Raw genomic sequence first — 17,920 nt, 5'->3', positions numbered from 1 at the left:
GAAACAAAATCTCTGCGGCCTTCTTTCGCTAACAAATGAAACTTTTAATCAAACAGGCTTGAAACCGATTGTTCGGCTGCTGTGCGCGAAATAGCCTCGCCGATAAGGTCGGAAATAGGCAAAACGCGAATATTGGGAGCCTGTTCAACAGCCGGTGTCGGCATGATGGAATTGGTGATAACAAGCTCTTTCAGCTTGGAACCGGCGATGCGGGCAATAGCGCCGCCTGAAAGAACACCGTGGGTAATATAGGCGGTTACACTCTTCGCACCTTTTTTCAAAAGGGCTTCGGCAGCGTTGCAAAGTGTGCCACCGGAATCGACAATGTCATCAAGCAAAAGACAATCTTTTCCCGAAACATCGCCAATCACATTCATAACTTCCGATTCACCAGGGCGCTCGCGGCGTTTGTCGACGATGGCTAGCAGGCAATCAAGGCGTTTTGCAAGTGAGCGGGCGCGAACAACACCGCCGACATCCGGTGAAACCACCATGACATTTTTGAGCGAATAGTTGTTTTTGACATCGCGTGCAATGACCGGAACCGCATAAAGATTATCGGTCGGAATATCGAAAAAGCCTTGAATTTGGCCTGCATGAAGATCAAGCGTCAAAACGCGGTTTGCGCCGGCTTCAGTCAATAGATTGGCAACAAGTTTGGCTGAAATCGGTGTTCTGGGGCCGGGTTTGCGGTCTTGTCTTGCATAACCGAAATAAGGAATAACAGCAGTAATGCGGCGTGCAGAAGCGCGACGAACCGCATCAATCATAATGAGCAGTTCCATTAAATGGTCATTGGCCGGATAGGATGTCGACTGGATAAGGAAAACATCCTCACCGCGAACATTTTCATGGAGTTCAACAAAAATTTCCTGATCGGCAAAGCGTCTTACCGTTGCTTTACCCATAGGAATGTTGAGATATTTGGTTACGTCTTCGGCAAGGCGTGGGTTGGAATTGCCGCAGAAAAGTTTCATGGCTTGGTCCCTGGCTCTAAAGAAAACAGACTTTCTGGGAGCGGTTTTAACTTTTTGTTATCAGATTGCAAGAGTTCATATTGTCACTCGGTCCATTTTTATTTGAATGTTTTGTTTTTGCACCGGTAAAAAAATAATATTTCGAAAAAAAGCGGAGTTTCAGTGCATAACTGTCAGATTATTGACCAACTGCAAATTCCGCAGGTTTTGCTTCATCCTTTCAAACCGGCTTTTTTTATGCGCCATGTTTTAATGAGCGCTTTTTTAATGCACTGTGTGTTAATACACTCCATGGCGTTTGCTTGATTAAAAAGTGTGTTTCTCTTTGCAAAAAACACAAGACTTTACGAAAACCGGTACCGGTTTTTCTTCACTCAATGTGATTCCCGCTTGTTTGTGGTTTTATCGCGGGCGCAGTTTGTCTTTCTTATCAGGTTCAAAAATGAAACTCCGCTTCAAGGTTTAATGTGAAAGGGAACTTTCCTTATCATTTCGCCATCAAGCTTGTTCACGGATTGGTCACAAGCCGGTTTCAACATTCTTATGAAATTGAAACGGGCAAAGACAACATTAAAGAAACAGCATGAAACAAAGCCAAATCAGTTGGCACTCACAAAAATCCTTGTCAGAACATCGAACATATTCACGAAATGGTAATAACAGAAATCTGCCGTCCATAATCGGGTTCGTTCAAATGTGTCTTGCGACGATAGGAAAAAAAACGTTTTTCATCAGCATAGGTACAAAGCTTCAGGCAATCGCCATGGACACCGGCCTCATCAAGGCGGGCTAACACAAAATCCCAAAGGTTGAAGAAGAAATGTTCGAAGCGTTCTGACGGAACAAAGAAATTTTTAAATGAGGCACGACTATTGACGAAAGTTTCGTAAAATTCTTTGCCAACCTCGTAATGTTCGGGGCCAATTGACGGTCCCAATGTTGCAACAATATCTGCCCGTTTTGCGCCCAGTGTTTCCATCGCTGCAACAGTATTTTCGACAACACCTGCCAAAGCACCTCTCCAACCGGCGTGTGCAGCACCAATGACGTGGGCTTTCGGGTCGGCAAAAAGAACAGGTCCGCAATCGGCTGTCAAAATCCCCAAAGCGAGTCCCTTTTTATTAGTGACCAAGGCATCGGCATGTGGTCGTTCACCTTTAATCGGCTCGTTGATGATCAATGCATGGGGAGAGTGGATCTGATAAAGATTAATCAGGTTTTCCGGTTTTATCCCCATATAGGCAGCAACAATTTCACGATTTTTTTCGACATTTTCTTTGTCGTCATTGGAGCCGCGACCAAGGTTCAAGCTTTCGTAAATCCCGTGGGACACGCCACCCTGACGGGTAAAAAAAGCATGGTTTATGCCTGCTTTTTCTAAAACTTTAAGGGAAGGTGAAAAAACCGGCGATGGCAATTGTGACATGTGAATGACCGTTATATCTGGTTGTCTTATCGTGGCGTTTTCAAAACCGCTTGTCAATTATGGGATATATTGCCGGCAGTAAACAACCGGTGAAGGCCGGTTTTTTTGTCACTCAGACAAAGCACTTTAAAAAGCGTTCCCATTTCGTTTGGTGCGGCCAATCTTTCCACTACCGAGCGTATTTTTTCCTGAACAGCGGGACTTTTGTTTGCGCCCAATTGACCGGCTCGTTCAATGAGCCCCATGCCGGTTAGAAAGGCGCCTTGTGTTATGACACCCGATGAAATCCCTTGGCGTTCGGCAATAACCTCAAGTGAAGAAAAATCGACGTGGCTTGTCAGATCATCTTTTCCGGGATTTGCAAAAATATTGCTGAATGCGTGACGGGAAATTGCCTGCAATGTATCACCATAGGGAAGACCGGTGCTGCCGTAATCGATAAAAAGTGCAGAGCCGTGATAGCGGGAGAGATGTTTTAAAACCTGTTCCACAAATTGCAGTCTTGCGGGTGAAAGCTCCAGAACCGAGCCTTCGGGCAAATCCTGATATTTCTTCGGCAAGCCTGTTTGATCAAGCACATTGTTGCCGACAGCAAATCCGAGCTGATCATTGTCATCTGTCGCAATAAGTCGTTCATGCCATTGACCGTCAATTTTGATGAACTGGTCAATCGGCAAAGCATCAAGAAATTCGTTTGCAACGAGAATGAGCGGGGCGCAGGCGAGTTTATTGAAATTCTTGAGCCAATGGATGTTGTCACCATAAGCAGAAAGAGCCTGTTTTTGTTGTTGAATAAGCTTGTCCGATGTTTCGACCATCAAAACATTTGCAGCTTCAAAACATTCGACCGAGAGCTTTTTGATTGTGCGTAACAAATCCTGCATCAATGTGCCGCGTCCCGGCCCCAACTCACAAAGGCTGAAAGAAGAGGGTTTATTCAACGTGTTGAAAGTTTCAATCACCCAGATGCCGATAAGCTCGCCAAACATCTGGCTTATTTCCGGTGCGGTGATGAAATCACCTTCTTTACCGAAGGGGGAAGCGTTTTTGTAATAGCCGTTTTGTTCGTCTCCCAAGGCCAATGTCATGAAGGTGCTCACCCGCATGGGTCCCTGAAGCGCGATCAATTCGCAAATTTTTGTCTTAAGATCATCCATCGTTTTTTATCGAATGAAGTCCGGTTTTGTTTTCCGGAGAGTGTTTGAAAGCCCGCCAAATAGCGTAAAGGCCGAAGAGCACCATGGGAAGCGACAGGGCCATACCATAGGTGAAACCGGTACCGGAAAAAATATTACTGAACCATTCAGGATCTTCACCGGGGACACGGAATATTTCCGAAATCATGCGGGCAATGCCATAACCGAAAATGAAGGTGCCTGAAACAATTCCGGGTTTCCGCAAGGCTTTGAATGCAAAAACCAGAATGGCAAGCACGATGAACAATATGAGGCCTTCCATTAGCGCTTCGTAAAGCTGGCTCGGGTGGCGGGGAAGATAATCGGGATCGCGCGGAAAACAGACTGCCCATTGAACACTTGTCACATTGCCCCATAATTCCTGATTGATAAAATTACAAATGCGCACCACACCGAGACCAACAGGCACGCCGGCAGCAATGGTGTCAAACATGGTCCAGATACCGATCTTGTGTTTTAGGGCAAACCAGATCATCGCAATAATGGTTCCGATAAGCCCGCCATGAAAGGCCATGCCACCGTCCCAGACGGCGATGATTTCGGCCGGATGGCTGAAATAATAGTGCGGGTCCCAAAATAAAACTTGCCCGAGACGCCCGCCGACAACAACACCGATCGCTGCCCAAACCACGAAATCACCCAATAATTGCGGGGTCATCGGAGGAGTGTCGTTATACCAGAGTGATTTTTTCCGGAGAAGAAATCCACCATACCACCAGGCGAACAAAATTCCGATGACATAGCCAAGCCCGTACCAATGCAGTGCAACCGGTCCGATTTGAACAATGATCGGGTTCAAAAAATCGGGAAAGGCAATGGCAGGGCAAGGGGGAAGATCATTCATGGCAAACTACTATATCCTGAAATTTTAGAAGGGAAGATGACCGAGGAACCTGTTCCGGTCAAGTCTCAATTCCGATTATGAAAGTGTATCAGCTTTGCTGAAAATTTTAAACTATCGGACTTTTTCGGCGCTTGGCGGCTCCTTCGAGCGCGGGAAGCTGTTTTATCGGGAAGGCTGTTTTACGTTGCGTTCGGCTAGCAAAATAAGAAGCGGATAGAGAGCTTCGACATTGTAAAAAGAGCTTTTTCTACGTGTATTTTTTATCTTGATGGTGGGGCAGGAGAAAACGGCTATCCTCATTTTAAAAAAATGTTCTATATGTTAGCTTGAGTTAGATTTCTAATGGGCTTCGAAACAGTTTTAAAAAAGGATAGGCTAAATGAGTAATGGACCCAATCGCGTTCTTGATGATCTTGCAAAAATGATGACCGATGCAGCCGGTGCTGCACAAGGTGTACGCAAGGAAGCCGAAACAGCTTTTCGTGCCCAGTTGGAACGTGTCCTTAATAAATTCGATTTTGTTCATCGTGACGAGTTCGAGGTTGTCAAAGAAATGGCAGCCAAAGCACGTCAAGAAGTCGAAGAATTGAAAAAGCGTCTTGATAACGAAGAAAATAAGACCGCTTCGAAGGCAAAAACAGCTTCGTCTTCACCGAAAGAGAGCGAAAAGAAAAAATAATCCCCAGTTTTTCTTGGCTGTGAATAAGTCAGAAAAATGCTTAATCCAGAGTCTCTTAGGACAGGTCGGAACTTTATTCCCGACCTGTTTTTTTATTCTTGAACAGCTTTTTGAATCAGGGGGACTAGCACTCTCAATTTAGATCAATACACTGAAAACAAAAGATGATTCGCGAACAGATCGAAATCGGGGGTTATGATTAGTTCGCGATTTATGTACGCAAATGGGTCAGTGTTTTATGCGTTTGTAGGATTTAAAGGATCGTGCGGGCAACTGGAACACAGTGGTAACACTGTGATGGCGGCTTTTGCTGTTTTTTATGCGAAAACGCATTGGAATTGAGGAATGAAATGAGGCTTGCCGTAGGCAACTTGGAACGTGATCTTCATCCTGTTGATTTGGTTGAACAGGTGGCCAATGGACATGATTGGTCGTTCGAGAGAACAGCCGAGGATGAAATTACAATCAGTGTCGAAGGACATTGGACAAATTATCATATTGCTTTTTCGTGGATAGAAAATCAGGAAGCACTGCATCTTGCATGTGCATTCGATATTGCCGTGTCAAAACAAAGACAGAAAGAACTGCGCAAATTGGTTCTGGCAATCAATGAAAAATTGCTCATGGGGCATTTCGATTTCTGGGAAGATTCTTCGTCGGTCATTTTCCGGCAGGCATTGTTGCTTTCGGGTGGCTTGCATCCGTCGAACGCACAAGTGGAAAACCTGCTTGTCAATGCTCTTGATGTTTGTGAAACGCATTATAGCGCTTTCCAGATGGTGGCGTGGTCTTCGCTTTCGGCAGAAAATGCACTACAATTTGCTTTATTCGAAACAAAGGGAAATGCCTGATCGGATAGGTTTTTTGACTGTTGGTCAAAAAGTGCCAGCGATAAAAAAGACCGGCGATAAAAAGGGGCCGACAATAAAAAGGGGTATTTGCGGTGGCAGAAATTAATTTTGATGATTTTTTAAAAGTCGATATCCGTGTCGGTAAAATTATCGAGGCAAAAGCTTTCCCTGAAGCGCGCAAACCCGCCTATAAGCTCAAAATCGATTTTGGCAAAGAGATCGGTGTCAAACTTTCATCAGCCCAGATAACCGTGCATTATAAACTCGATGAGCTCGTCGGCCGCGAAGTTCTATGTGTTGTCAATTTTCCACCGCGCCAGATCGGCCCGTTCATGTCGGAAGTTCTTACGCTTGGTCTGCCGGATGAAAACGGTGATGTCGTGCTTCTTGAGCCGTCAAAAGAAGTTCCTGTCGGCGGTCGTATATTCTAAAGAATATCGAAGCTCCGGCTGTCGCGGGAGAAATGACTGAACTTTGACGACGGTATTGCTCGACTGGCTGCGAAAAGATGAAATCGACAGTACGCTTGTTCGGGTAAGGCGAATGAGCCCCGCTTTTTTAATGATTTTCATCGGATAATGAATGGCAATATGGCTCAAAACCATTCACTGTATGTTACCCAAAAAGGCCAGTCGGTACTTGATTTAAAAAACCGGTCGCTCGATCTTTTCTTTGTCAACGCCGGAAAAATGATGGCTTTCGCAATCGGGAATAACCGTTATGCGTAAGGAAAGGCGGCTTTTGTTTTCCCCAAAAAATGTTGTTCCTCTGGAAACACTGACAAACGGTGTCGCAAACCGCTTTTTGCAACGCGCCGATAAGGGATTCGTTATCGGCACGTCATTCTGAATGATAGGGGGAGGCGACTCGTTTGACCGCAAATGATAATAAATAAGCCTGCGGAAAAACGTAGACTTGCAAGACCGGCAAGAAAAGCAAGAGCAACGGATTATTCCCGATGCTCCGATCACAACCGGTCATAAGCCATACTATTACCAAGCAATATGATGATAACAGTGCAAACAGCCTTTTTGAGACGCTTAAGATGAAAACAAGGCTGGTCACCCATATCGAGGGCGCGACCGCGAAATAGCGTTTTTTATTTTTTTGATTTTTTGCCGATATTGTCGGGTAAATCCTTGCGCTTGGTTGAGGCAAAATCCTCAAGTTGTTCTTCTGTCATGGATTGTTCCATTTTTTTGGAAGCGCCTTGTAGCGAGCTTACCGGTCTTTTACCGCGTTTGGCTGCAAGGGCTGCTCCGGCTGCTTCCTGCTGGACTTTGGAACGAGCTGGCATGATGATTTCCTTTCTGAAAAGAACGGCATAAGGAAAGAACAAATCCCTGACAGTCCCGTGCTTTGGCGGTTCTCGGGAATATGGTCAAAACAAATGCCTATTCCTTTTCATATCGGGCGCTAGAGTGGAATTTCAACAATGACGCGCAAGCCACCTGTCGGGCTATCATCAAGCACAATATTGCCGCCATGGCTGCGGGCAATATCCTGAGCGATCGAAAGGCCAAGGCCGGTGCCGCTCGCATCCTGATTGCGCGCCTCGTCAAGCCGGAAGAAAGGTTTGAACACTTCCTCGCGCATATTGGCGGGGATACCCGGCCCATCATCGTCAATAATGATGACAAGGTCATTGTCGTCATGAACAATGGCGACATCGACATTTTTGGCATAACGGAAGCTGTTTGAAACCAGATTGCTGACAAGCCTTGAAAAGGCTTTCGGTTTCAATTGTACGAGAGGAGACCCCTCTATGTGATAAACAAAACCGCGCTCGCGTAATGCCGCATCCTTTTGAAGGGTCTTCATCAATTCGCTCAAATCGAGCTCGCCGACATTTTCGGTTCCCTCGCCACGGGCAAAGGCAAGATAGCCTTCCAGCATATTCTGCATGTCGGCAATATCCTGTTCGAGAGGTGCGGTATCGAAACTTCCTTTTGCCAAAGCCAATTGTAATTTGAAGCGGGTCAGAATTGTGCGCAAATCATGGCTTACGCCTGAAAGCATCATGGTGCGCTGTTCGATCTGCCGTTCGATTCTTTTGCGCATTCGCAAAAATGCAGTTCCGGCACGGCGCACTTCTTCGGCACCTCTCGGCTCGAAGCCTTCCGGCAAAGGCAGACCGCGCCCGAAACTGTCGGCCGCTGCGGCGAGCTGCTGGATCGGTTTGATCTGGTTTCTCAAAAAGAAAATGGCAATGATCAGCAAAACAAGTGCCGTGCCAATCATCCAGCTTAGAAAAATACCTGTATTGGACGCATAAGCTTGCGAGCGCATGGCAAAGACACGCAAGACATGGTTATCAAGCCGGATGCGGATTTCGACAAGATCTGAATCGCCGACCGTATCAATCCAGAACGGACGGTTGATCTGGCGGGTAATTTCTTCACTCAGGAAATAATCAAGAATGGCAAAGAAAGGCTTTGGTCCCGGAGGAGGTAAAGGGTCCGGTGGAAGAATGGAAATATTGAGCCCCATACGCTGCTGGGCAATACGCGTAATATTGTTGTAATTATCATCTTGCGGATAGGTTTCGATAATGTCGATAATGGCCGAAATATCACGAACAACTGCGGTTGACAGACGCTCTGTCACCATTTGCCAATGGCGTTCCATAAACACATAGGCAATAACCGATTGTAACAGAACCATCGGGGCAATGATGATAATGAGCGAGCGCGCATAGAGGCGCTTTGGCATTTTCTTTGCCAGCCAACGGCCAAAACTGTTGATAGGCCCGGCCATCCGATTATCCTATTCGATTGAAAGCTTGTAGCCGATGCCACGGACTGTCTGCAAATAAACCGGATTGGCCGGATCATTTTCGATCTTCCGGCGTAACCGGTTGATCTGGACATCAATTGTGCGTTCACCAACTTCGCCTTCACCAGTTGCAAGTTTATGGCGGGGAATGGTTGTGCCTGCATGTTCGGCAAAGATAACCATTATATCCTGTTCGCGATCTGTGAGCTTGATGACTTCACCGGATTTTTTCAGCTCTTTCTTGGCAATCGAAAATGTATAGGGGCCAAAGACCAGTTGTTCGATCTTCGGCTGACCATTGGCACTGCCACGGCGCAAAATAGCGTTGACCCGCAATAAAAGCTCGCGTGGATCAAATGGTTTGGGCAGATAATCGTCGGCTCCCGCTTCAAGCCCGTCAATGCGGCTATCGGTTTCTGACAAGGCTGTCAGCATCAATATCGGAACCGTTTTTGTTTCGCGCAGCGAACGTGTGAGCGAAATGCCGTTTTCGCCCGGCATCATAACGTCGACAATCAAGAGATCAAAATCAAGCCCGGCCAATTTGCGGCGTGCTTCATCGGCACTGGCGGCGACAGACACACGGAAGCCGTTCTGGACAAGATATTGTGACAAAAGACTGCGTATGCGCGTGTCATCGTCTATAACAAGTAGATGGGGAGCATCATCAGATAATTTTGTATTCTGTTCTGTCATTTTCTCATGTCCGGATTGAAGCAAGTTTATCGGAAGAATCCACCTCTGTCGAGAGAACCGGTTTCTTGTTGCGCCTCATTTTAGGCAATACCATGACAAGCTTGCCAATCTTACCGGATAATATTTGAAAAATAATCGTTGGCAGTGAAACGGTTTACCCATTTTTTATAACGATATTTCAGTAATATTTTCAGAAAAAACGGATATTTCGTAAAGATCACCGATGTTCTTTAAAAAAACGTCTCATTATTTTTAAAAGTCTCAATTATAAAATAATCAATAAAAAAGGTTATTTATTTAAAAAATAGATCAAATAAGCGGTTGTTTTCAGCATGAACGCGAAACAAGAATAGACTTTAATAAAATTTGAAGCCGCAAGCCTTTGTGAAACCGAGATGTTTTGCTTATTGATTTGGCTCTCTTGATATTGATAAATCGAAAGTCGATATATTCTCCAAAATTTTTTAACAAAAAGCGAAGGAAAACCAATGGGAAACTTGAAAGCAACAATCATACCGGTAACGGTTTTCCAGCAAAATTGCACACTTCTTTATGATGATGAAACCAAAGAAGGCGTGCTTGTCGATCCGGGCGGTGATTGGCCGCTTGTCGCCGAAGCGATCAAAAAGACCGGCGTGAAAGTTGGCGCGATCTGGATCACCCATGGCCATGTTGATCATGCGGGTGGAGCAATGGAAGCAAAGGAAAATTTGAATGTTCCTATCATCGGCTCCAATATTGCCGATAAACCGCTTATGGAAAATCTGGTTGAAAAAGCCCGTTCTTACCGGATGACAGGCATTCGAAATTGCACTCCCGACCATTGGCTTGAAGAAGGCGAAATTCTCGATTGTGGCGGCCATAAATTCGAAGTCTTTCACACGCCCGGTCATGCACCCGGTCACGTTATCTATTTCAATGCGGAAGTAAAATTGGCGCTTGTTGGCGATGTGCTTTTCCACAATTCGATCGGAAGGACAGATTTTCCTTTCTGTTCATATCCGGATCTTATCCGTTCGCTAAAAGAAAAGGTTTTGCCATTGGGCGTTGACGTAACTTTCATCAGCGGCCACGGCGATATGAGCACAATCGGAGAAGAAAAGCGCCATAATCCGTTTTTGCAAGATATTTGAGCGAGAAAAAGTGAGAAGGGTGGCGGTGGTGACCAAAAGTCTTGAAACAGCTTCTGCCGATCAGTGCTTTTGCCCTTTTAAGTCTATGTGCATGAAAGACTATCGCGCCACATCAAATCGGTAACAGGCAAATTCGAAAGCCTCAGTTCTATTCCTCTTAAGAAGCAGAGGAAACCGGTTCATTGATAATCCGGATTGGCAAAAGAAACAGTTTTGTCGGTACCAATAAAAGGTTGGTCAATTTGGTAGACCAAATGGCCTTTCCTTTTCCACGTCCAATTGACGATAATTTCTTTTGACATATTTTCGATCGCAGCTTTCACCGGCCAAAGCTTGCTATCTTGCTTAATGGTTCTTTGGGAATACCAATATTGTTAATCCTTAGAGTTTCAAGACCGAGAGTGTTTCCGGATTTTTAAAATCGTCAAAATAAACTGTCCAACACCGGATATAATTTAAATGACGAATGCCTTCAAATCGGTTGACATTGCAAAAACGCTTGAAGCCATAACGCGCACCCTCGTGCGCGCGCACCCCGTGAGTTACGGTCATGCGGATTGAATAAGCGGAATTTCGAGGCTGAGTAACGACGACAACCGGCAGTTCACGGCTGATAGACCGGCTTATAGGCAGCCCATGCCGACCGACAATGAAGAGGAGCGGGCGGATAGTAAAGACGAGCTGGCGAATAAAAGCTTGAGGCCAGCCGGATAATGGGCCGGCAGTGGGAAGACTGAGGGAAGCGGATAATTTTCTATGTAGATCATCTTCTGCGCTTTAAATGATATAACCCCAGAAACGAGTGCTGTGTCTCGATCAATTGCTTTTTTCTATGTGCGAAGAGAAGTCAATGTACGAAGAGAAGCAAGGTAACGCTTTTTTTAAGCTATATCGGTTTTAAAAAAATACCCGACACACGGCCGGGTATTTTTCAAATGATGAATGCCTTCAAATCAGTTGGCATTGCAAAAATGGTTGAGGCCATCAATGCCACGATAGGTACCGGTACGCGGATTGAATGACCGGTATTTCGAGGCACAATAACTACGCCAACCGGGAGTCCATGGCTGATAGACCGGCTTATAGGCAGTCGGTGCCGGCGGATAGTAAGGACGAGCTGGCTGATAATATCTCGGAGCAGCCGGATAATAGGCCGGTGGCGGCGGAGCCTGATAAATGACCTGAGGCTGTGAGGGTTGTGACAAGGCGCTGCCAATTAGCGCACCGGCTGCAAGGCCGACGACACCGGCAGCGACAGCATCTCCATGGCCGTGATGATGATGGTGATGATCCCAATAACGCGGGCCATCCCAATATCCCGGACCATGCCAATAATGATCGTGAGCCGATGCACCGGCAAGCGGGGCCACAACCATCACTGCCGAAACGGCAGAAAGCATTGCCAATTTTGCAAAATTCTTCATGGTTGAACTCCTTTGAATTCGTTTCATGAAAACAATTCTATCGCTGATTTTCTGAACACAGCCTGAACGAAGCTTATGACTTTGTTATGGTAAATAAAATATTCATTCTTTTTTTCCATCACAATTTATATTTTTTTGTTACAAGTCATGAGCAAAAAAAACCGGGTTATAAAACCCGGCTTCAAAAAACCAACCGGCTTAAATCCGGCTGATAAAACTTGGCCAATAAAACTTAGCCGATGATTGTGATATTCACGGCCTTAGGGCCCTTGCCACGACGGTCAGGTTCGGTATCAAAAGATACTTTCTGAGCATCGGTAAGCCCTGTCAGGCCTGAAGCCTGAACAGCAGAGATGTGCACAAAAATGTCTGCGCCACCATCATCCGGCTTGATAAAACCGAAACCTTTGTCGTTGTTAAAAAACTTTACTTCCCCGGTCTGTGCCATAGAATGTTTCCTCATTCAGTTACCTGTAACAACAGGTTTCATAATAAACACCGCTCCACGCACCATGCGCAAACGGCACCATGCAGGCAGTTCTTGAAGTCTGGAAAGCACTCTATTTACCGGTTACAACACAGCATCAGCCAATAAATTCCATTTTTCAATGGCTCACGGCACCGGTTAAAACCGGATGTCGCATTGTTACCAGCCCAAAACTTATAGCGGTCTTGGCACGCCTGTTAATAGTCTTCCAATGTTCGTAAAATGCCCGAACCTATATAGATTGGATTAAATTCTTGAATTTTGCAAGTGTTTTTATAAATTTATTCTTTTAAATGTTGAAAATTGAAAGTGTAACTGTTGTATAAACCGATTGAAAGTTTTTTGTGGAACATGTTCAATAACATGGCCGACAAGAGCAGAATCCTGCCACGGAATAACCTTTTTACGCCCTCTTTTTCTTGAGGGAGCGCCGGAAAATTGCTGTTTTTTGAAGTTATAAAGGGTTGTTATTTTTTATGAAAAAAAATGTCATATCGTATTTTTTGGGTCAGACAAAAATTGCTTTAACGGGAGGCCTTGATCAATATAGGTACGACGATGGCATTTTATATAGAGAAGAAAAACACAACAAAAACAATGATATATAAAAAGATTATGCGCTTTCCGGTCTTCGGGGACAATTTTTTTTGAATATCATCTTGTCGGAATAAGTATTCGTCTTGAATTTTTTAAAAAGGACTTTTTTATTCCAAAAAACCTCTCTTTCTTTCTATAAAACACGTTTTATCGGTTTGTTTTGAATTTTGTTATGAAAATAGCTCGCTATTCATTTTATCCGGCGCGGCCCGTATCGCAATAAAGTGAACTGCATCGCAATAATGCAGGCCACATCGGAAGGTTGAGGAAGCATTTGAATGATGGGGCTAGATTGCAATAATGCCGATTGGCAGCCGAATAAATATTGCTAAAAATGTGGGAGAATCTCCCCCTGCGGCAGCGGGACCGATAAAATCGCATGTGGTTGAGATAGCATCCCCGTTTCATAGCAAATTGAAACGGGGGAACGGACTTCGCAAGATGGCACTCTCACAGCGTATCACATGATGCACTTATGCCACCGTATCATATGATGTCTTTATCACATATTGCCCGTATTGCATGAAGCCCCGATCACATGCTGTAGATATGCTTTAACGACCGGGTCTTCCGGTTTTTCCGGGACGGCGGCGTTTGCGTGCGACTTCTACAGGGTCTTCAAAAGACCCCAGTCCGATACGCTCGCGTTTGATCGGCTTTACACTTTCGCCCAATGGTACTTCAGTGCGTTTCACCGTCATTTCATCAAGTGTATTTTTTCTGAATTTTCCGCTTTTCGGGTTCGTTTGGAGAATGCCTACGTCCATATTCGGTCCCATATGGTCAAGGTCGGGTTTGGCAAAGAGCCCCTTTTGGCTGGCTTTGTTGCGTGCCAGTTCGCCACTTTCAATGGTCTTTTCGACATTGCGTGTGAGTGGGTCATCGGAAATGGCAAGCTCTGTCTGCTGCAAGCGCTTGATCTCGTCGCGCAATTTTGCCGCTTCCTCGAAATCGAGATCGGCGGCCGCGTCGCGCATCAATTTTTCCAGATGTTCGATATGGGCAGCAAGGTTGTTACCAACCATATTGCCAGCCTCGGCAAATTCGGAAATATCGGCACGAACATGGTCGCGCTCGTAAACCGAGTCGAGAATATCGGCGATATTCTTCTTCACACTTGATGGCGTAATGTGATGCTCGATATTATAAGCCTGCTGTTTCTCGCGGCGGCGTTCGGTTTCAGCCAATGCTCTTTCCATTGAGCCGGTTTTATTATCGGCATAAAGGATAACACGACCATCGACATTTCTTGCAGCACGACCGATTGTCTGGATAAGCGACGTTTCCGAACGCAAAAATCCTTCCTTGTCGGCGTCAAGAATGGCAACAAATCCGCATTCGGGAATATCAAGCCCTTCGCGCAGAAGGTTGATGCCCACAAGCACATCGAATGCGCCCAAGCGCAAATCGCGGATAATCTCGATTCTTTCCAATGTATCAATGTCGGAATGCATATAACGAACACGGATACCCTGTTCATGGAGATATTCGGTCAAATCTTCGGCCATACGTTTGGTGAGAACTGTCACGAGACTGCGATAGCCTTGTTCGGTGGTTTTGCGGATTTCACCAAGCACATCGTCAACCTGATTGCGGGCAGGGCGCACTTCAACCGGCGGGTCTATCAAGCCTGTCGGGCGAATGACCTGTTCTGCAAAAACACCGCCGGCCTGTTCCATTTCCCAAGCTCCCGGCGTTGCCGATACCGCAATGGTTTGCGGGCGCATGGCGTCCCATTCCTCGAATCGCAAAGGACGGTTATCCATGCAGGAAGGAAGCCTGAAACCATATTCTGCCAATGTTGCTTTACGACGGAAGTCGCCACGATACATACCGCCGATTTGCGGAATGGTGACATGGCTTTCATCGGTAAAGATAATGGCATTATCAGGAATATATTCAAACATGGTCGGCGGCGGTTCACCCGGTTGGCGACCTGTGAGATAACGCGAATAATTTTCAATGCCGGCACAGCTTCCGGTTGCTTCCAACATTTCAAGATCGAATGTGGTGCGCTGCTCCAGTCTTTGGGCTTCAAGAAGCCGTCCGGCCTTGTTCAATTCCGCCAAACGGTCACGAAGCTCTACTTTTATGGATTTGATCGCCTGATTAAGTGTTGGGCGCGGCGTAACATAGTGTGAATTGGCGTAAATTTTAACCGATTTCAGATCACCGGTTTTTTGCCCCGTCAGGGGATCGAATTCGGTAATTGCGTCAATCTCGTCACCGAACAGGGAAATCCTCCATGCACGATCTTCAAGGTGGGCAGGGAATATTTCGATTGTGTCGCCTCTTACGCGAAACGAGCCGCGCACGAAATTGATGTCCTGCCGGCGATATTGTTGTGCAACAAGATCGGCAAGAAGCTGGCGCTGGTCGAGATGGTCGCCTACCTGCATCTGGAATGTCATTGCCGTATAGGTTTCGACCGAACCGATACCGTAAATGCAGGAAACAGAAGCGACGATAATAACATCATCCCGTTCAAGAACTGCACGGGTTGCAGCATGGCGCATCCGGTCGATCTGTTCATTGATCGACGATTCTTTTTCTATATAGGTGTCGGAGCGCGGCACATAGGCTTCCGGCTGATAATAATCATAATAGGAAACGAAATATTCGACCGCATTATGCGGAAAGAAATTCTTGAACTCGCCATAAAGCTGTGCCGCCAAAGTTTTGTTCGGTGCAAGAATAAGGGCAGGGCGTTGTGTTTCCTCGATGACTTTCGCCATTGTATAAGTTTTACCCGAGCCGGTCACGCCGAGGAGAACCTGTGTGCGGTCGCCATTTTTGATACCTTCCACAAGGTCTTTGATTGCAGTCGGTTGGTCACCGGAGGGAAGAAATGGCGTTTCCATTTTGAACGGAATTCCGCCTTCCGACTTTTCCGGACGGACAGGACGATGTGGTGTCCACAATTTGCCATTTTTAAACAGCGGATTGCCCGAAGAAATGAGCTTGGATAATGCCTCTACGGTCGCAGTTGCGCCACCGGTGGAAATTTTTGACGCGTCTTCAAGCCCGACATCAAGTCCCGCCACAGGATTAAGACCGGCCGCAGCACGCTGTTTGGCTGTTGCCTTGCCGCCAATGGATGTGCCGCGCGCTGTCCGCGCTCCCTTTGTCGAGGCTTTTTTGACTTTTACCGGTTTTTTGACAGGCTTTACGGCTGATTTTTCAATATCTGCAGCCCAATCGGCAATCGACCCGGCTTCGGCAGATTTGCCGGTTGTTTGCCGAGTTTTTCTGGCCGGTTTTTTTACTTCCTTGGACTGTTGATTTTTGGCTGATGACGTCATGATAAGTCAATATGGTAATTCAACAAAAAAATGAAAGAGATGAGGCGAAGTTTGTTGGCAGTTTATACACTATCGTTTGTTGTCAATTTGTACAATATTATCGTCTTTAGTCGGGATTAACGTTTTTGGTCGGGCTTTTGTCATGTCCGATGCGCGAGAGCTGCCAGATTATTGCCTGAAAATGATCTTGGAAATTGCTTTTCAAGAATTTTTGACAGGAGTTCACTTTTGTCCGGAACTGAACTATGGCTCGGACAAGGTGTATGACTATCCAATAATTAGACAAAAGTAATCATCACCGATATTCATAAACCCTATTCATAAAGGCAAGAATTTCCCGCCGGATTAAAGCGTTAAAACTGACGGAATGCTATGCAAATGCCACTGATCAGACATGAAAGCCGATATGTCAGTTATGATAAAAATTTTTGAGCTCAGTTCATAGAATGATGTTCCGGTTCAAACGGGATTGTACATTTGGTTTTCTTTCAAACTTCTTTTTCATGCGCTGATTGAGATTTAAAAAATTGTCGGTGCGAAGAGTGAAAAGCGGGCAGTCCCGAACGCAAAAAAATGCGGCCGATATTTCTGAAAATAGCGGAAACTATTGTTAAAACATATAAAAACCGGCCGCGTATCGGTTACGCGACCGGAAGGATATTTCTTGGAAAACACGCTCGCGCGGTCACTTATCCGGACCGGTATAAGGAGGCGGCAGTCCGCCACCCGCATGAGACGGAGGTTCAGCCGGTCTTTCAGGCGCAGGAGGAGGTGACGGAGGAGCGCTTGGCTCCGGTCTATATGGTGGTGGCAGTCCCTCATTACCATGAGATGGTCGTTCGGCCGGTCTTTCATGAGAAGGGGGCGTGTCCGGTCCCGGCCTATATGGGGGCGGCAATCCCTCACTGGCATGTGACGGTGGAGTGTCCGGTCCCGGTCTATATGGCGGAGGCAATCCCTCACTGGCATGTGACGGTGGCCTATCCGGTCTTCCATGGGAAGGTGGAGGATAGCCGGGTCCCGGCCTCAATGGCGGCGGCAGCCCCGGTCTTCCATGCGGAGGAGGCGGTGGGGGATAACCCGGGCCCGGCCTGAATGGCGGCGGCGGAGGTGGCCGATGGCCATTATGCCAATGACGACGACGATGATAACGACGATAATACCAGTCATCATCATAATAATAACCGTCACCGATAATCACATTATATGTCGGAGAAGAATATGACGGATAAGAAGGGCGATTATAGCTGTCATAAACAGATCTACCATCGCGAAAAGCAAGATAGGTAGCCGAAGCCCAACCGATACGAGGGCCATAATTGATTTGGCACCAATTGCCGGAACACCCTCGCACACCGACTATCGAACCGGAGGGAATAGTGCCGCGAATGGCAAAGGCTACGCTCGGACCATCTCTGAAATTTAATGGAGCAGTTACCAGAGCGTCCAATGCCAATGCTGACTGTGTCGTCAATAAAAATGTACCAAACAGCAAGGAACCGAGTGTTTTCTTCATTTTGCCCTCAAGTTTAG

General features: G+C 46.2%; 15 protein-coding genes and 2 pseudogenes. 5 read left to right on the top strand and 12 right to left on the bottom strand.

Going from position 1 to position 17,920, the window contains the following annotated elements; genetic code table 11:
* Positions 1-44: 44 nt before the first annotated feature.
* The 4 genes from H3S83_RS09195 to lgt form a co-directional block, all read right to left on the bottom strand.
* A complete protein-coding gene (locus tag H3S83_RS09195; protein WP_077972152.1) occupies positions 45-977 on the bottom strand; it encodes a ribose-phosphate pyrophosphokinase in 933 nt (310 codons plus the stop codon).
* Positions 978-1,620: 643 nt separating this feature from the next.
* Positions 1,621-2,460, bottom strand: a complete 840-nt coding sequence (gene pgeF, locus H3S83_RS09190; RefSeq protein WP_370541346.1) for a peptidoglycan editing factor PgeF — start codon at positions 2,458-2,460, stop codon at positions 1,621-1,623.
* A complete protein-coding gene (locus H3S83_RS09185; RefSeq protein WP_198239487.1) occupies positions 2,457-3,560 on the bottom strand; it encodes a class I SAM-dependent methyltransferase in 1,104 nt (367 codons plus the stop codon). Before H3S83_RS09185 ends, pgeF begins: the two co-directional genes overlap by 4 nt.
* Complete coding sequence (gene lgt / locus H3S83_RS09180; protein ID WP_198239486.1) at positions 3,553-4,443, bottom strand: prolipoprotein diacylglyceryl transferase; 891 nt, start codon at positions 4,441-4,443, stop codon at positions 3,553-3,555. Before lgt ends, H3S83_RS09185 begins: the two co-directional genes overlap by 8 nt.
* 379 nt (positions 4,444-4,822) lie before the next feature.
* Between lgt and H3S83_RS09175 the strand changes: the two genes are divergently transcribed.
* The 4 genes from H3S83_RS09175 (at position 4,823) to H3S83_RS11590 (ending at position 6,822) form a co-directional block, all read left to right on the top strand.
* Positions 4,823-5,122 (top strand): accessory factor UbiK family protein, encoded by a 300-nt coding sequence (locus H3S83_RS09175; RefSeq protein WP_198224173.1) that lies wholly within the window; start codon positions 4,823-4,825, stop codon positions 5,120-5,122.
* Positions 5,123-5,472: 350 nt separating this feature from the next.
* Positions 5,473-5,973 carry a YbjN domain-containing protein gene (locus H3S83_RS09170; RefSeq protein WP_198224175.1) on the top strand — a complete coding sequence of 167 codons (501 nt, stop codon included), beginning with the start codon at positions 5,473-5,475 and terminating at the stop codon, positions 5,971-5,973.
* A gap of 92 nt (positions 5,974-6,065) precedes the next feature.
* A complete protein-coding gene (locus H3S83_RS09165; RefSeq protein ID WP_077972142.1) occupies positions 6,066-6,404 on the top strand; it encodes a tRNA-binding protein in 339 nt (112 codons plus the stop codon).
* Positions 6,405-6,693: 289 nt separating this feature from the next.
* Positions 6,694-6,822 carry a hypothetical protein gene (locus H3S83_RS11590; RefSeq protein ID WP_255520572.1) on the top strand — a complete coding sequence of 43 codons (129 nt, stop codon included), beginning with the start codon at positions 6,694-6,696 and terminating at the stop codon, positions 6,820-6,822.
* Positions 6,823-7,072: 250 nt separating this feature from the next.
* On the opposite strand, the gene H3S83_RS09160 is transcribed toward H3S83_RS11590, so the two are convergent.
* The 3 genes from H3S83_RS09160 to H3S83_RS09150 all read right to left on the bottom strand — a co-directional run bounded on the left by H3S83_RS09160 (position 7,073) and on the right by H3S83_RS09150 (position 9,444).
* The gene (locus tag H3S83_RS09160) at positions 7,073-7,270 is read right to left on the bottom strand and encodes a DUF3008 family protein (protein ID WP_077972141.1); all 198 of its coding nucleotides are present in this window, start codon (positions 7,268-7,270) and stop codon (positions 7,073-7,075) included.
* A 119-nt stretch (positions 7,271-7,389) separates the two neighbouring features.
* On the bottom strand, positions 7,390-8,730 hold the full coding sequence (locus H3S83_RS09155) for an ATP-binding protein (RefSeq protein ID WP_198239485.1): 1,341 nt from the start codon (positions 8,728-8,730) through the stop codon (positions 7,390-7,392).
* 9 nt (positions 8,731-8,739) lie between these two features.
* A complete protein-coding gene (locus H3S83_RS09150) occupies positions 8,740-9,444 on the bottom strand; it encodes a response regulator (protein ID WP_198237559.1) in 705 nt (234 codons plus the stop codon).
* 488 nt (positions 9,445-9,932) lie between these two features.
* On the opposite strand from H3S83_RS09150, the gene H3S83_RS09145 reads away from it, so the two are divergent.
* Positions 9,933-10,577: an MBL fold metallo-hydrolase gene (locus H3S83_RS09145; RefSeq protein ID WP_198239484.1), complete on the top strand. Its 645-nt coding sequence runs from the start codon at positions 9,933-9,935 to the stop codon at positions 10,575-10,577.
* 953 nt (positions 10,578-11,530) lie between these two features.
* On the opposite strand, the gene H3S83_RS09140 is transcribed toward H3S83_RS09145, so the two are convergent.
* The 5 genes and pseudogenes from H3S83_RS09140 to H3S83_RS11585 form a co-directional block, all read right to left on the bottom strand.
* Positions 11,531-12,001 (bottom strand): BA14K family protein, encoded by a 471-nt coding sequence (locus H3S83_RS09140; protein WP_198224184.1) that lies wholly within the window; start codon positions 11,999-12,001, stop codon positions 11,531-11,533.
* A 232-nt stretch (positions 12,002-12,233) separates the two neighbouring features.
* A complete protein-coding gene (locus H3S83_RS09135; RefSeq protein WP_077972136.1) occupies positions 12,234-12,449 on the bottom strand; it encodes a cold-shock protein in 216 nt (71 codons plus the stop codon).
* Positions 12,450-13,639: 1,190 nt separating this feature from the next.
* Positions 13,640-13,897: pseudogene (locus H3S83_RS11710) on the bottom strand (hypothetical protein); the annotation flags it as partial.
* A 45-nt stretch (positions 13,898-13,942) separates the two neighbouring features.
* Positions 13,943-16,300 (bottom strand): annotated as a pseudogene (gene uvrB / locus H3S83_RS09130) (excinuclease ABC subunit UvrB); the annotation flags it as partial.
* Positions 16,301-17,072: 772 nt separating this feature from the next.
* A complete protein-coding gene (locus H3S83_RS11585; protein ID WP_198239482.1) occupies positions 17,073-17,903 on the bottom strand; it encodes an SH3 domain-containing protein in 831 nt (276 codons plus the stop codon).
* Between the last annotated feature and the right edge of the window lie 17 nt (positions 17,904-17,920).

The organism is Bartonella sp. W8122, from assembly GCF_016102485.1.
Classification (GTDB): Bacteria; Pseudomonadota; Alphaproteobacteria; order Rhizobiales; family Rhizobiaceae; genus Bartonella; species Bartonella apihabitans.
This window is presented reverse-complemented; position numbering and strand designations above follow the sequence as displayed.

Coding starts and splice junctions, on each gene's coding strand:
- H3S83_RS09145 (WP_198239484.1), top strand. CDS start 9,933: ATGGGAAACTTGAAAGCAACAATCATACCGGTAACGGTTTTCCAGCAA.
- H3S83_RS09155 (WP_198239485.1), bottom strand. CDS start 8,730: ATGGCCGGGCCTATCAACAGTTTTGGCCGTTGGCTGGCAAAGAAAATG.
- H3S83_RS09195 (WP_077972152.1), bottom strand. CDS start 977: ATGAAACTTTTCTGCGGCAATTCCAACCCACGCCTTGCCGAAGACGTA.
- H3S83_RS09135 (WP_077972136.1), bottom strand. CDS start 12,449: ATGGCACAGACCGGGGAAGTAAAGTTTTTTAACAACGACAAAGGTTTC.
- lgt (WP_198239486.1), bottom strand. CDS start 4,443: ATGAATGATCTTCCCCCTTGCCCTGCCATTGCCTTTCCCGATTTTTTG.
- H3S83_RS09150 (WP_198237559.1), bottom strand. CDS start 9,444: ATGACAGAACAGAATACAAAATTATCTGATGATGCTCCCCATCTACTT.
- H3S83_RS09140 (WP_198224184.1), bottom strand. CDS start 12,001: ATGAAGAATTTTGCAAAATTGGCAATGCTTTCTGCCGTTTCGGCAGTG.
- H3S83_RS11585 (WP_198239482.1), bottom strand. CDS start 17,903: ATGAAGAAAACACTCGGTTCCTTGCTGTTTGGTACATTTTTATTGACG.
- H3S83_RS09175 (WP_198224173.1), top strand. CDS start 4,823: ATGAGTAATGGACCCAATCGCGTTCTTGATGATCTTGCAAAAATGATG.
- H3S83_RS09170 (WP_198224175.1), top strand. CDS start 5,473: ATGAGGCTTGCCGTAGGCAACTTGGAACGTGATCTTCATCCTGTTGAT.
- H3S83_RS09160 (WP_077972141.1), bottom strand. CDS start 7,270: ATGCCAGCTCGTTCCAAAGTCCAGCAGGAAGCAGCCGGAGCAGCCCTT.
- H3S83_RS11590 (WP_255520572.1), top strand. CDS start 6,694: ATGCGTAAGGAAAGGCGGCTTTTGTTTTCCCCAAAAAATGTTGTTCCT.
- H3S83_RS09185 (WP_198239487.1), bottom strand. CDS start 3,560: ATGGATGATCTTAAGACAAAAATTTGCGAATTGATCGCGCTTCAGGGA.